Raw genomic sequence first — 12,804 nt, 5'->3', positions numbered from 1 at the left:
GACGGTCCAGCTATTCATGCAAAGACGCATATCAGGGGAGGTCCGGCCTATGGCGGGCAGGTTTGAAATACATCGGGTAAGTGATGAGTGCTATCGGCTCAGGCTCACCGACTCAAACGGCAATATTGTGGCAGTTTCGCCCGACTTCAAGCATCTCGGTGCCTTGAAGGACGGCATCAAAGCCCTGCGTGAAAACGCGGCCACGGGCATTGTTGTTGATCTTCGGCAGCAACCAGTCACCACCGGCTAAGCCCCGGTGAGCTCCAGCTAAGCCGCCACCCGCGGTGCACGCCCGGCGGACTCAGTCCCGCCGGGCCACCCACGCTACGCACCACGCCGAGGCTAGAAGACCACCTCGTGCAGCATGGTCCGGTCCCACGGCACGGCCCAGCCCAGCAGCTCAAAGAGGCCATCCAGAATGATCCCGGTGAAGCCCCAGACCAGCACACCGCTGACCGCGAACGCGGGGCTGCTGAAGGTCCTGCCATCGCGGCTGACGGTGGCTGTCATCCGGTTGGCCGGGTCCAGCAGGTCCCGGACGGGGATCCGGAAAACCTGGGCGGATTCGGCGTAGTCCACCACCTGCACCGGCGACGGCGCCGCCCACCAGCCGAGCACCGGCGTCACCAGGAAGTTGCTGCGGGCCAGCCCAAGCTCCTGCAACGTTCCCAGCACCTCCACCCCTGCGGGGTCCAGCCCGGTCTCCTCTTCGGCTTCGCGCAGGGCTGCGGCTACGGGGGTTTCGTCGGCGTCAATGGTGCCACCGGGAAAGGCGACCTGGCCCGGATGGGAATCCAGGGTGTGCGCGCGTTCCAGCAGCAGGACATCAAGATCCGCCGCGGCCAGGGGTTTTCCGGAGACGGCCGGAACATCGTCCAGTACCCCGAAAAGCATCAGGACTGCCGCCTTGCGGGCTATGGTTTCATCCACGGTCAGGGCCGCCCAGGCAGTGTTCGGCGCAGTGACGTCGCCGCTGTCCGATCTGCGCACCAGGTCGATCAGGTCCTGGCGTGCGCTCATGGGAGCCGCCTCTGTGATTCCATCCGGATTTCAGCGGCGCGGTGCGTTTCGGCCAGCAACCGGTCCAGGAGAATTTCGCTCCCGGGCGCCAGCTCGTATTTAAGGAGCTTGGCGGCCTTGGCGGGATCAGTCTCGCCCAACCCGTAGCTGGGGCACCAGTTCGCTACCGGACATGCGCCGCAGGCAGGCCTCCGTGAGTGGCACACCCGCCGCCCATGGAATACCACACGGTGCGAGAGCATGGTCCAGTCCTTGGGCTCAAACAGTCCAGCAACGTCGAACTCGATTTGCACCGGGTCTTCAGAGGTGGTCCAGCCGAAGCGCCGTGCGAGCCGGCCGAAGTGCGTATCCACGGTGATCCCGGGGATCCCGAAGGCATTGCCCAGCACCACGTTGGCGGTTTTGCGCCCCACTCCCGGCAGCGTCACGAGGTCCTCCAGCCGGCCGGGGACCACGCCGTCGTACTCGTCCACCAGGCGCGTGCTCAGCGCCATCACGTTCTTCGTTTTGGCCCGAAAGAAGCCGGTGGGCTGCAGGATCGCTTCCAGCTCGTTGGGATCGGCCTCGGACATTGCCCGGGCGTCCGGGTACCGCGCAAACAGGACCCTGGTGACCTGGTTGACCAGCACATCGGTGGTCTGGGCCGACAGGACCGTGGCCACCACCAGCTCGAACGGGTTCCGGAAATCCAGCTCAGCATGGGCATACGGGTACTTCTCCGCCAAGGCCTTGTTGATCCGTCGCGCCCGGCGCTTCAACGCCAGCAAAGACTCCGGGGCTGCAGCCGCCGGGCCGGATCCGGGTCTACGGGAGGGGGCCACGGGCCTGGTTAGCCGCGCTCGATGTTGCTGAGGTCGCGCAGCACGCCCACGCGTCCGTCGGTGTGCTGGACCAGGAATTCGTGGCCGCGGTCTTCCAGGGCCAGTACCCAGCCGCCCGGTTCAATCACAAAGGCGGGGGCGCCGGTCTGGGGGTCCACCGCTGTACGGTGCTGCGCCACGGCAAACCAGAATGCCTCATGCGCAGGCTCTTCGTCCGATTCTTCCGGCCTGGAAGCCGGATCCACGGTGGCGCCGATGGGCTCCACGCTGCGCACCTGCTGATGGACGGCCGTCGCCGCAGGTTCCGCGGCAGACTGGCGAGCCGGGGCAGGGACACCCGCTCCGGCGTCGTGAACTGCCGCTTCAGGGGCAGCGGAGGCGGACGCGGCCGTAGCAGTCGGCGCAGATTCAACTGGAGCCGCAGCCGCCGTCGGGGTGTCACCCGCAGTGGTCTCCTCAACGGCGGGCGTCACTGAGGCGTTCGTCGCTGTTGGGGAAGGCACGACGTCGGCGGCGTGGGTTGCGGGGCCCGGGTCGCCGGCGGCGGTCCACTCGTTGACCTCCGGGGCGGACGAGACGGCTGCTGCCGCAGCCGGGGAGGAGAAGGCCCCAGCCGAAGCGGCGGGGGTGGCGGAAGCGGCGAAAGCTGCCGGGACGGGCGAGGCCTCAGGCTTGGGTTCCTTGGGCGTGTGCGGCTTGGGCAGCGGGACAGCCGACTCGCGGGCCATCACGTGGGCCGGTGATTCGTCGCGGCCCAGAAAGTCGCCGGCGAAGTAAGGGATATACCGGCTCAGCACGGTCCCCGCGAACAGCACCACCGAGCCGACCAAGCCCACCAACAGGCTGGGAACATAGGCCGCGGCCGCAGAGACGAAGAAGAACGCCAGCGCAAAGGAGGCCACCACAGACGCGAACTGGTCAACGGACAGCGAGCCGATGCGGACTCTTGTCGCGGGAGCGAGCCGGCGTCCAACAAAGAGTGCCGAGACAATCAGCGGCAACACAATGCCGAGGCCCAGGAAGAACAGGCTGCCTGCATTCCAGAGATTAAACCGGCCGAAGAAGATAGGCAGCAGCGAGGCTACCAGCAGAATGAGGGTCGCGGCGAAAACGGCCAGGTCCCGCAGCGTGAAGGGACCCAGCACGGCCTGGTTGGTGGTGCCCGGCTTGGCGCTGGCCGGCTTCTGGGCGCCCTTCGCTGAGCCCTCCTCCGGGGTGGTCCCAGCCTGTGCCCCGGTTGCACGGCCAAATTTCTGACCGAAGCGTTGCTGGTTCATTCTGTACTCCTTAGCGTGGCGGCACCGGGACGGTTCTGTCCCAAAACTGTGCCGTCCGAAACGGCGGCAACGGCCAGGCCCGGCAGTGAAGCACCGGATCCGACAACTCCGTGGAAACTCACAATTCAATCTCAGCCTAGCCAACCGCATGGCCGATCACTAGCTGATCCGCAGCGGCGGGACGCCGGTTCGCAGGGTCCATTAACCATTCACCGCTAAATAAATGCCGTTCGTGGGCGCCTTTGTGACAGCGAACACATCGCGGCCCAGGCACGTATTAGGCTTGATTCCGGAACAGCTCTTTGCGGAATGTCCGTGATCGGCCGCCGCCCAATGCCGCGCAAAGCGGAGGAGCACGGCCGGGCGACGGCAGCCGCTGAAAAGACCGATGAATGATGAGGTTCACCATGTCTCAGGACACTCCCGGCTCCACGGCCACCGCCCCCGCGGCTTCCGTGAAGGCCCACCAGCAGGGCGACGCCTTTGAAAACCTGCTGCACGAAAACCGCACTTTCGCCCCCAGCCCCGAATTCGCTGCCGACGCCGTTGTCACCGCCGCTGATTACGCAGAGGCCGACGCCGGCCGCCCGGCTTTCTGGGCGAAGCAGGCCCGCGAGCTGCTCACCTGGAGCAAAGACTTCGACCAGGCACTGGACTGGTCCAACCCGCCGTTCGCCAAATGGTTCGTGGGCGGCGAGGTCAACGCCGCGTACAACGCGCTGGACCGCCATGTGGAGAACGGCCTCGGGGACCGGGTGGCCATCTACTTCGAGGGCGAACCCGGGGATACCCGCACCTACACGTACGCCCAGCTCACCGAGGAGGTCAAGAAGGCCGCGAACGCCTTCGAGTCCCTCGGCGTTGGCAAGGGTGACCGGGTGGCCGTCTACCTGCCGATGATCCCGGAGGCCGTCATCACGCTGCTGGCCTGTGCCCGCATCGGCGCGGTGCACTCCGTGGTGTTCGGCGGGTTCTCCGCAGACGCCCTGCGCTCCCGGATCGAGGACGCCGAAGCCAAGCTGGTCGTCACCGCGGACGGCACCTACCGCCGCGGCAAGCCCAGCGCGCTCAAGACCGCCGTGGACGAAGCCCTTTCGGCAGAGGGGCACACGGTCCAGAACGTTGTGGTGGTCAAGCGCAACGGCCAGAACGTGGACTGGCACGAAGGCCGGGACCACTGGTGGGCGGACACCGTGGAGCTGGCCTCCACGGAGCACAAGGCCGTAGGCCACGACTCCGAGCACCCGCTGTTCATCCTGTACACCTCCGGGACCACGGGCAAGCCCAAGGGCATCCTGCACACCACCGGCGGCTACCTCACCCAGGGCGCCTACACCCATAAGGCTGTCTTCGACCTACACCCTGAAACGGATGTGTACTGGTGCACGGCCGACGTCGGCTGGGTCACCGGCCACTCGTACGTCGCCTACGCCCCGCTCATCAACGGCGCCACCCAGGTCATGTACGAAGGCACCCCTGATTCCCCGCACCAGGGCCGCTGGTGGGAGATCATCGAGAAGTACAAGGTCTCCATCCTGTACACCGCCCCCACGGCCATCCGTACGTTCATGAAGTGGGGCCGGGAGATCCCGGACAAGTACGACCTGTCCTCGATCCGGGTCCTCGGGTCCGTGGGCGAATCCATCAACCCTGAGGCGTGGATGTGGTACCGGGAGGTCATCGGGGCCAATGCCGGCAAGAACGGCGAAAGGAAGGAGCACCCTGCCCCGATCGTGGACACTTGGTGGCAGACCGAAACCGGCGCCCAGATGATCGCTCCGCTGCCCGGCGTGACCGCCACGAAGCCCGGCTCAGCCCAGGTCCCGCTGCCCGGCATCGCCGTGGACGTCGTCGATGAGCAGGGCGAATCCGTGCCGGACGGTCACGGCGGCTTCCTGGTGATCCGCGAACCCTGGCCGGCCATGCTCCGCGGCATCTGGGGCGACCCCGAACGGTTCAAGGAAACCTACTGGTCCCGCTTTGAAGGCATGTATTTTGCCGGCGACGGCGCCAAGAAGGACGAGGACGGCGACATCTGGCTCCTGGGCCGCGTGGATGACGTTATGAACATCTCCGGGCACCGGCTCTCCACCACCGAAATCGAATCCGCCCTGGTGTCCCACCCCTCCGTGGCCGAAGCCGCCGTTGTGGGCGCCGCGGACGAAACCACCGGCCAGGCCGTCGTCGCCTTCGTGATCCTGCGCGGCGACGCCGTGGACAAGGGCGACGCCACCATCACCGAACTCCGCAACCACGTGGGCAAGGAAATCGGCCCCATCGCCAAACCCAAAACCATCCTCGTGGTCCCGGAACTGCCCAAAACCCGCTCCGGCAAGATCGTCCGCCGCCTCCTCAAAGACATCGCTGAGGGCCGCGAATCCGGTGACGCCACCACCCTGGCCGACGCCACAGTGATGCAGCAGATCGCGGCGTCCCTCCGGAAATAACGCTTCGCAGCCAAGAAAGCCCGACGACGGCGCTTCCCACCTGGGCCCACACCGTCCGGGTTCCCTGACCGAGCTTGCGAGGTTAGGGGGACGGTGGGGAGGGCGGCGCCGTCGCCGTATGCTGGGAGCAGCCCTGTCGCCGGAATAAAGGATTGCTTTCACATGCTCCCCGCAGCACGCCACCAGGCAATCGTGGATGCCGTCCAACGCGAACGGGTTGTCCGCGTCTCGGACCTCGCCCAACAACTCGGTGTTTCGCTGATGACTGTCCGCCGGGATATCGAGCTTCTGGAGACAGGAGGCAAGCTGGAGCGCATCCACGGCGGCGCCAAGCTCCCCGGCGATGTCAGCACCCACGAACCTGGTTTCGAGCTCAAGTCCACCCAGCTGACCGCGGAGAAGCGGGCCATCGCGCTGGAGGCTGCCGGCCTGGTGTATGAGGGCATGGCCGTCGGTCTGAGCGCCGGCACCACCACCTGGGCCCTCGCCAAGGAGCTGGTGAACGGTCCGCGGATCACGGTGGTCACCAATTCCGTGCGCATCGCTGACCTCTTCCACCACGCTTCCTCCGGCGGCGCCACCCGCTTCCCATCAACCGTGATCCTGATCGGCGGCGAGCGGACGCCGTCGGACGCTTTGGTGGGTCCCATCGCGACGGCCGCGTTGAAGCAGCTGCACCTGGACGTGCTGTTCATGGGTGTGCACGGTATGGACGCCGACGCCGGCTTCACCACGCCCAACCTGTTGGAGGCGGAGACTGACCGGGCGTTCGTCGCCGCCACCCGGAAAACCGTGGTCCTGGCCGATCACACCAAGTGGGGGCTGCTGGGCATCAGCACCATCGCCCCCTTGGACGCGGCCGATGAGGTCATCAGCGACGCCGGACTGGGCCCAGAAGCCCAGCGCATCCTCGGCCAGCGCGTTGGCAAAATCCGGATCGCGGGGCAGCGAACCAAGAGCCCTTGATTCAGGGGCAGCCGCAGGACTGGCGGACGTGGAGCTTCGTGGGGAACATCTGCTGCTGCGGCGCGGCCTTGAGCCGCGCAGCCAGGATGCCTTCGACGGCGGCCGTGGCCATCTCCCGGACCGGCTGATCCACGGTGGTCAGCGCCGGCCACGTGTACTCTGCCTCGGCGGAGCCGTCGAAAGAGGTCACCGCGATGTCTCCGGGGACTGAGACTCCTGCCTCATGAATTGCGCGGAGGATGCCGACCGCCTGCATGTCCGAGCTCGCGAAAATCGCAGTGGGCCGATTCGAAGCGGCCAGAAGGCGCTTTCCCGCCTCGTAGCCACCGGCCCGGGTGAATGGGCCGCGCGCGATCGGCCCCTCAGGGAGGCCGGCCTCCGCAAGCGCCTTCAGCCAACCGAGTTCGCGACCGTCAACGTCATTCCCCACGTTGGTGCCCATGGCCAGGCCGACGTTGGTATGCCCGTGCCCCAGGAGGTGCTCCACGGCGATCTGTGCCCCGGCCAGAAGGTCCACACCGATGCTGTTGACGCCCGCCACCTCACGGTCCTGGTTGAGCAGGACCCACGGAATGTCGGCTTTCTCGAGTTCTTCCAGGTCCGGCTGGAACAGGACGCTGGCGAGCAGTACGCCGTCCACCTGCCGCGCTGCCAGGTTCCGGACGTTCCGGCGTTCCTTGGCTATGTTGCCGTCGGAGTTGGTCAGCAGCAGGGCGTAGCCCCGCTCGGCCGCCGCGTCCTCCACAGCATGCGCGAGGAGCGAGAAGAAAGGGTTCGAGTTGTCCGGCACGATCAGCCCAAGTGTCTCGCTGGATCCCAGCTTGAGGGCCCTGGCCGCCGCGTTAGGGCGGTAATCCAGGACACGGATCGCATCCTGGACCTTCGCCTCCGTGGCCGGAGCCACCTTCTTGGGCCCGCCATTCACTACGTAACTGACGACGGCGGTGCTGACGCCCGCGTACCGGGCAACGTCCTTGCGTGTCACCGGGCCACGCGGGGCCTGCACTATGGGAGTCGTCATGTTGTACATGCTAGCTATCGGATCCCCGGGGCGTCGCCGAAGTCGCGGATCGGCAGCCGTGCCCCGCCGCGGAGGGCCGACTCGTGAGCCACGATGCCGGGCAGCGTGAACCGGGCGGCAACCCAGGCATTGACCGGCGGCAGCGTGCCGGCGTTGACCGCTGTCACGAAGTCATCCACCAGAAAGTGATGGCTACCCTCGTGGCCGTTCGGCGCGCCACGGAACTCCTTCGGAAGCCGGTCAGCGTCATGGACCGGCGAGAGTCCGGAGACGAAGGCGTCTCTCAGTTCCGGCGCAACGTTGGCCAGCGACGGGTCATCCAGGGACATGCTGGGGCGTGATTCCAGCTGCTCGGAAATATCGTGGACGTTTTCCTTGTCCTGCCAGACGGAGACTTTTGCGAGCTGTTCAAAGCTGGCCTCCGTTCCGAAGAACCGGAACCGGGACTCCCTGATATGGGAGGGATAGCCCACGCGGCGCATCTCGTTGGTGCGCATAACGCCGCCGTCATTGAGTTCAAAGAGGGCGGTGGCGTTGGAGAAGTCGTTGCCGAACATGCTGACTTCCTTGTCGAAGACACCATCATTGCGGTCATCCTTGACTCCGACGCAACTGACGCTGACCGCGTGGGCCGGGACGGCGCCGAGCACGCCGCCCACCGCGTGCGTCGGGTACAGCATCGGCGGGTAGCTGGCGGTCTCCTTCCAGCGGTCACCGCCGCTGTACTGGTACGCGTCGTAGAAGCCCAGGTCCATGTCGTGGACGTAGTCGCCTTCGGTGTAGAAGATCCGGCCGAACCTGCCCGCCGCATGCTGCTTGCGCGCATAGACGGTGGCAGGGTTGTAGTAGCTGGTCTCACCCATCATGTAGACCAGGCCGGTTTCGCGGACGGCGTCGATGATCCGGGCAATTTCGTCCTCGGAGATGGCCATGGGCACGGCTGAGTAGACGTGCTTGCCGGCGCGGAGCGCCTGCTCCACCAGCGGTCCGTGCGTCCATCGCTGGGTGAAGATGGCCACGGCGTCGACGTCGGAGGCAAGTAGGTCGTCGAAGCTCGCCTCCGACCCCGCCAAGTGGTAGCGGTCCACTGCCTCGGCCGCACGCTCCGGCAGCTCGTCCACCACATAGACGTCACTGACGCCCGGGTGGAGATTAAAGAGGTGCGCGAACTGGCCGCCGAACTGGCCAACTCCTACTACGCCGATTGAGAACGTCATTGCCTGCCTTCCGTGGATGCCGTGACGGAGCGCGGGGCAAGCGCTGTCCATCAGGATTCCCAGTGTTTCACCCGGATCTACTCGAGTCAATGCCCTAGCGACTGGACAAATCCATGCAGATACAACGGGAAAATTAACACTTGCCACCATCAATCTACTCGTGTAGATTCCTCATTAGTTGTTATCCACATCACAGTCAGGAAAGGGTCGACGATGACCACCCTTGCCAAAAACGCGAGATCCGCTCCGCCCCGAACCGGAGCCCCCAAGCCGCGCGGCGGTTACCGCCGGCTCGGCGACCTCAAGATCGCCCTGTTCTTCATCGCCCCGGCCATGATCGGGTTCGTACTCTTCTACGTTGTCCCCACCATCCGGGGCGTGTACTTGAGCTTCACGGAGTACAACATCCTGGGAGACCCGACATGGGTGGGGATGGACAATTACACGGCGATCGCCAAGGACCCGCTGTTCTGGAATTCCCTCGCGGTCACCGGCCAGTACGTCTTCCTCAACATCCTCCTCCAGACGGCCCTGGCACTGGGCTTGGCGCTGCTGATGCACCAGGTCGCAAAGTCCACCCTCATCCGCGGCGCTCTGCTCCTGCCCTACCTGATGTCGAACGTCATCGCGGCACTGCTCTGGTTCTGGATGCTCGACTATCAGATCGGCGTGGTCAACCAGTTCATCGAGTGGGCCGGACTTCCCCGAGTCGCCTTCTTCGGCAGCGAGGAGTGGGCCATCCCCACCCAGGCGGTCATTAACACCTGGCGTCACATGGGTTACACCGCGCTGCTCATCTTCGCCGGTCTTCAGGCCATCCCGGGCAACATCTACGAGGTGGCAAAGCTGGACGGCGCTTCAGCGTTCCAGACCTTCCGCAAGATCACCATACCCCTGCTCCGCCCGGTCCTGGTGCTGGTGCTCGTGGTGACCGTGATCGGGTCCTTCCAGGTCTTCGACACCGTCGCCGTCACCACCGGCGGCGGGCCGATCAACGCCACCCGCGTCATCCAGTACTACATCTACCAGCGGGCCTTCACCGAGTCGGACTTCGGCTACGGATCCGCCATTGCCGTCATTCTCTTCCTCATCCTTGCCTTGGTGGCCTTCATCCAGATGAAGTTCCTCAAGGGCAACGAGTCGGACCTGGACTAAGGAGTCCCTCATGACATCCACCACCAGCCGCGCACCGCTGCAGGCCCGCCGCCGTCGTCCGTTCAACACCCGCCGCGCGGGTGCCTGGGCCCTCCTCGTCCTGGCCATCGCAGTCTCCGTCCTCCCGTTCCTCTGGGTGCTGCGGACGGCGCTGTCCACCAACTCGGCGTTGGCCGCAAATTCGGCCAGCCTACTCCCCGCTGAGTTCACCTTTGGCGCCTTCATGCGGGTGTTCGGGCTGCAGAGTCCCGCAGACGCCATCGCCGAGGGCGGTTCCGGCGCCACCATCGATTTCTGGCTGTACCTGAAGAACTCCATCATCTTCGCGTCCATCACCACTGCCGGAGCCGTGTTCTTCAGCGCAATGGCTGCCTACGCCTTTGCCCGGCTGCGCTGGAGGGGCCGGAACGCAGTGTTCAGCCTGTTCCTGGGCACCATGCTGGTCCCGCCGATCTTCACGGCTCTGCCCAACTTCCTGCTGATCAAGAACCTGGACCTGCTCAACACGATGCTCGGGATGGTCCTGCCGTATGTCTTTATGACTCCCTTCGCTATCTTCTTCCTCCGCCAGTTCTTCCTGAACATGTCCCGCGAGGTCGAGGAGGCAGCCATGCTCGACGGCGCCAAGCACTTTCGCATCTTCTTCCAGATCGTGCTCCCCAACGCCGCTGCACCCATCGCCACCTTGGCCCTGCTGACCTTCATCGGTCAGTGGAACGAGTACTTCTGGCCGCTGCTCGTCGGATCGCAGGACGATGTGCGCGTCCTGCAGGTGGGCCTGGGCGTCTTCAAATCACAGGCGCCCCAAGGTTCACCTGACTGGTCCGGGCTCATGGCCGCAACCCTGGTTTCGGCCCTGCCCGTCCTGGTGCTCTTCGCCGCCTTCGGCAAGAAGATCGTCAACTCCATCGGATTCTCCGGCATCAAGTAATCCCCCGAAAAACCCACCGCATCCCCCGATCGGAAAGTAGAACCATGAAGAAAACCCTCGGCGCCGTCGCCATCGCCGCAGCTGTGGCACTGTCCCTGTCCGCCTGTGGCGGCGGCTCATCCTCCTCGGCAGAGTCAGCCAAGGGCGAGCTCAGCTACTGGCTGTGGGACGCCAACCAACTGCCCGCCTACCAGCAGTGCGCAGACGATTTCACAAAGGCCAATCCGGACATCTCCGTCAAGATCACCCAGCGCGGCTGGGACGACTACTGGAGCACGCTGACCAACGGCTTTGTTGGCGGGACCGCCCCTGACGTCTTCACCAACCACCTGGGACGCTACGGCGAGCTCGCCGAAAACAAGCAGCTGCTGCCCATCGACGACGCCGTCGAGAAGGACAACATTGACCTGTCCCAGTACAACGAGGGCCTCGCGGACCTCTGGGTTGGCCAGGACGGCAAGCGCTACGGCCTGCCGAAGGACTGGGACACCATCGGCCTGTTTTACAACGAGGCCATGCTCGCCAGCGGCGGCGTCACCGACGACCAGATGAAGAACCTCACCTGGAACCCCCAGGACGGCGGCACGTACGAGAAGGTCATCGCCCACCTGACCGTTGACAAGAACGGAAAGCGCGGCGACGAGGCCGGCTTCGACAAGAACAACGTCGCCGTCTATGGCCTTGGCCTCAACGGCGGTGGCGACTCGTCCGGGCAGACGGAGTGGAGCTACCTCACCAACACCACCGGCTGGTCCCACACGGACAAGAACCCGTGGGGCACGCACTACAACTACGACGACCCGAAGTTCCAGGAAAGCATGGACTGGTTCGCCGGACTGGTGGAAAAGGGCTACATGCCCAAGCTTGAGACCACCGTCGGCGCCAGCATGGCCGACACCTTCGCGGCCGGTAAGTCGGCCATCAACGCTCACGGTTCGTGGATGACCGGCCAGTACACCGGCTACCAGGGCATCGACGTGGGCATCGCTCCCACTCCGGTGGGCCCCGAAGGCAAGCGTGCCTCGATGTTCAACGGCCTGGCCGACTCGATCTGGGCCGGAACCAAGAAGAAGGACGCCTCGATCAAGTGGGTTGAGTACCTCGCCTCAGCTGACTGCCAGGACGTCGTAGCCTCCAAGGCCGTCGTCTTCCCCGCGCTCAAGGCTTCCTCTGATAAGGCTGCCGCGGCCTTCGCCGCTAAGGGAGTGGACGTCACCGCTTTCACCGAACACGTCAAGAACAAGAGCACGTTCCTGTACCCGATCACGGACAACACCGCCAAGATCAAGGGCATCATGGAGCCCGCCATGGACGCAGTGGTGTCCGGCAAGGCCCCGGCCAGTTCCCTCACCCAGGCCAACGAACAGGTCAACGCCCTCTTCAAGTAGGCCACCAGCTTGACCTGCTGTGCGCCGCGGGCATCGTTTCCGCGGCGCGCAGCCTCATTGCTTTCTCCCACACCGTTTTAACTACGCACTCCGCACTCCGCAGAAGGACAACAGCTTATGGACCCGCTCCACCTCCGTTCCGCCGGCACCAGCCTGGTGATCAGCTTCGACAGCGGGGAGGCCGAGGTCATCCACTGGGGCGCGGATCTTGGCAGTACGCTGCCGGACCTCGCTATCCTCACGGCCGCTATCCCGCCGTCATCCATCGACGCCAACGTGCCTGCCGGCCTCCTGCCGCAGGCATCGTCCAGCTGGCGCGGCCGTCCCGCACTCCGCGGCCACCGCCTCGCCGACGGCGTCTCCGGCCTCGACTTCTCAGCCCGCCTCCGCGTCGTGAGCGCCGGCGCCGAGGGGACTTCCGCCACCATCGTCCAGACCGATCCCGACGCCGGCCTCACCGTCTCGTCCGCACTGACACTGCACGAGGGAGGCCTGCTGGAGCTGCGCCACACCCTCACCAACGACGGCGCCACGCCCTACCAGCTCGACGAACTGGCCACC

At 65.3% G+C, this 12,804-nt stretch carries 12 protein-coding genes; 7 read left to right on the top strand and 5 right to left on the bottom strand.

Annotation, left to right across the window (positions count from 1 at the left end):
* Positions 1–49 precede the first annotated feature (49 nt).
* Positions 50–250, top strand: a complete 201-nt coding sequence (locus DAD99_RS11875) for a DUF1508 domain-containing protein (RefSeq protein WP_185261552.1) — start codon at positions 50–52, stop codon at positions 248–250.
* A 92-nt stretch (positions 251–342) separates the two neighbouring features.
* Here the strand turns inward: DAD99_RS11875 and DAD99_RS11870 are convergent, their stop codons facing one another.
* From DAD99_RS11870 to DAD99_RS11860, 3 genes are read right to left on the bottom strand one after another with little or no spacing between them, the layout of a single operon-like run.
* Complete coding sequence (locus DAD99_RS11870; RefSeq protein ID WP_193341700.1) at positions 343–1,020, bottom strand: CoA pyrophosphatase; 678 nt, start codon at positions 1,018–1,020, stop codon at positions 343–345.
* On the bottom strand, positions 1,017–1,841 hold the full coding sequence (nth, locus tag DAD99_RS11865) for an endonuclease III (RefSeq protein WP_193341699.1): 825 nt from the start codon (positions 1,839–1,841) through the stop codon (positions 1,017–1,019). Before nth ends, DAD99_RS11870 begins: the two co-directional genes overlap by 4 nt.
* Positions 1,842–1,849: 8 nt before the next feature.
* On the bottom strand, positions 1,850–3,118 hold the full coding sequence (locus DAD99_RS11860; protein ID WP_193341698.1) for a hypothetical protein: 1,269 nt from the start codon (positions 3,116–3,118) through the stop codon (positions 1,850–1,852).
* 407 nt (positions 3,119–3,525) lie between these two features.
* On the opposite strand from DAD99_RS11860, the gene acs reads away from it, so the two are divergent.
* The gene (gene acs, locus DAD99_RS11855) at positions 3,526–5,565 is read left to right on the top strand and encodes an acetate--CoA ligase (protein WP_193341697.1); all 2,040 of its coding nucleotides are present in this window, start codon (positions 3,526–3,528) and stop codon (positions 5,563–5,565) included.
* 162 nt (positions 5,566–5,727) lie between these two features.
* Positions 5,728–6,531: a DeoR/GlpR family DNA-binding transcription regulator gene (locus tag DAD99_RS11850; protein ID WP_193341696.1), complete on the top strand. Its 804-nt coding sequence runs from the start codon at positions 5,728–5,730 to the stop codon at positions 6,529–6,531.
* A gap of 1 nt (position 6,532) precedes the next feature.
* On the opposite strand, the gene DAD99_RS11845 is transcribed toward DAD99_RS11850, so the two are convergent.
* Together DAD99_RS11845 and DAD99_RS11840 are read right to left on the bottom strand one after the other, a co-directional pair.
* Positions 6,533–7,552 carry a LacI family DNA-binding transcriptional regulator gene (locus tag DAD99_RS11845; RefSeq protein WP_193341695.1) on the bottom strand — a complete coding sequence of 340 codons (1,020 nt, stop codon included), beginning with the start codon at positions 7,550–7,552 and terminating at the stop codon, positions 6,533–6,535.
* Between the two features lie 14 nt (positions 7,553–7,566).
* The gene (locus DAD99_RS11840; protein ID WP_193341694.1) at positions 7,567–8,769 is read right to left on the bottom strand and encodes a Gfo/Idh/MocA family protein; all 1,203 of its coding nucleotides are present in this window, start codon (positions 8,767–8,769) and stop codon (positions 7,567–7,569) included.
* Between the two features lie 213 nt (positions 8,770–8,982).
* Here DAD99_RS11840 and DAD99_RS11835 point away from each other — a divergent pair, with 213 nt between their 5' ends.
* The 4 genes from DAD99_RS11835 to DAD99_RS11820 all read left to right on the top strand — a co-directional run.
* On the top strand, positions 8,983–9,924 hold the full coding sequence (locus DAD99_RS11835; protein WP_193341693.1) for a carbohydrate ABC transporter permease: 942 nt from the start codon (positions 8,983–8,985) through the stop codon (positions 9,922–9,924).
* Positions 9,925–9,934: 10 nt separating this feature from the next.
* Positions 9,935–10,855, top strand: coding sequence for a carbohydrate ABC transporter permease (locus tag DAD99_RS11830; protein ID WP_193341692.1), 921 nt, complete (start codon positions 9,935–9,937; stop codon positions 10,853–10,855).
* 44 nt (positions 10,856–10,899) lie between these two features.
* Positions 10,900–12,243, top strand: coding sequence for a sugar ABC transporter substrate-binding protein (locus tag DAD99_RS11825; RefSeq protein ID WP_193341691.1), 1,344 nt, complete (start codon positions 10,900–10,902; stop codon positions 12,241–12,243).
* A 117-nt stretch (positions 12,244–12,360) separates the two neighbouring features.
* Positions 12,361–12,804: glycoside hydrolase family 36 N-terminal domain-containing protein (locus DAD99_RS11820; RefSeq protein ID WP_305072207.1), on the top strand; the 444-nt coding region annotated here is incomplete at its 3' end.

It is taken from the genome of Pseudarthrobacter sp. AB1, assembly GCF_014926485.1.
Lineage (GTDB): Bacteria > Actinomycetota > Actinomycetes > Actinomycetales > Micrococcaceae > Arthrobacter.
Note: the sequence above shows the minus strand (reverse complement) of the source record. Positions and strands in the feature narration are given on the sequence as shown.

Coding starts and splice junctions, on each gene's coding strand:
- acs (WP_193341697.1), top strand. CDS start 3,526: ATGTCTCAGGACACTCCCGGCTCCACGGCCACCGCCCCCGCGGCTTCC.
- DAD99_RS11850 (WP_193341696.1), top strand. CDS start 5,728: ATGCTCCCCGCAGCACGCCACCAGGCAATCGTGGATGCCGTCCAACGC.
- DAD99_RS11835 (WP_193341693.1), top strand. CDS start 8,983: ATGACCACCCTTGCCAAAAACGCGAGATCCGCTCCGCCCCGAACCGGA.
- DAD99_RS11870 (WP_193341700.1), bottom strand. CDS start 1,020: ATGAGCGCACGCCAGGACCTGATCGACCTGGTGCGCAGATCGGACAGC.
- DAD99_RS11860 (WP_193341698.1), bottom strand. CDS start 3,118: ATGAACCAGCAACGCTTCGGTCAGAAATTTGGCCGTGCAACCGGGGCA.
- DAD99_RS11830 (WP_193341692.1), top strand. CDS start 9,935: ATGACATCCACCACCAGCCGCGCACCGCTGCAGGCCCGCCGCCGTCGT.
- DAD99_RS11840 (WP_193341694.1), bottom strand. CDS start 8,769: ATGACGTTCTCAATCGGCGTAGTAGGAGTTGGCCAGTTCGGCGGCCAG.
- DAD99_RS11845 (WP_193341695.1), bottom strand. CDS start 7,552: ATGACGACTCCCATAGTGCAGGCCCCGCGTGGCCCGGTGACACGCAAG.
- DAD99_RS11875 (WP_185261552.1), top strand. CDS start 50: ATGGCGGGCAGGTTTGAAATACATCGGGTAAGTGATGAGTGCTATCGG.
- DAD99_RS11825 (WP_193341691.1), top strand. CDS start 10,900: ATGAAGAAAACCCTCGGCGCCGTCGCCATCGCCGCAGCTGTGGCACTG.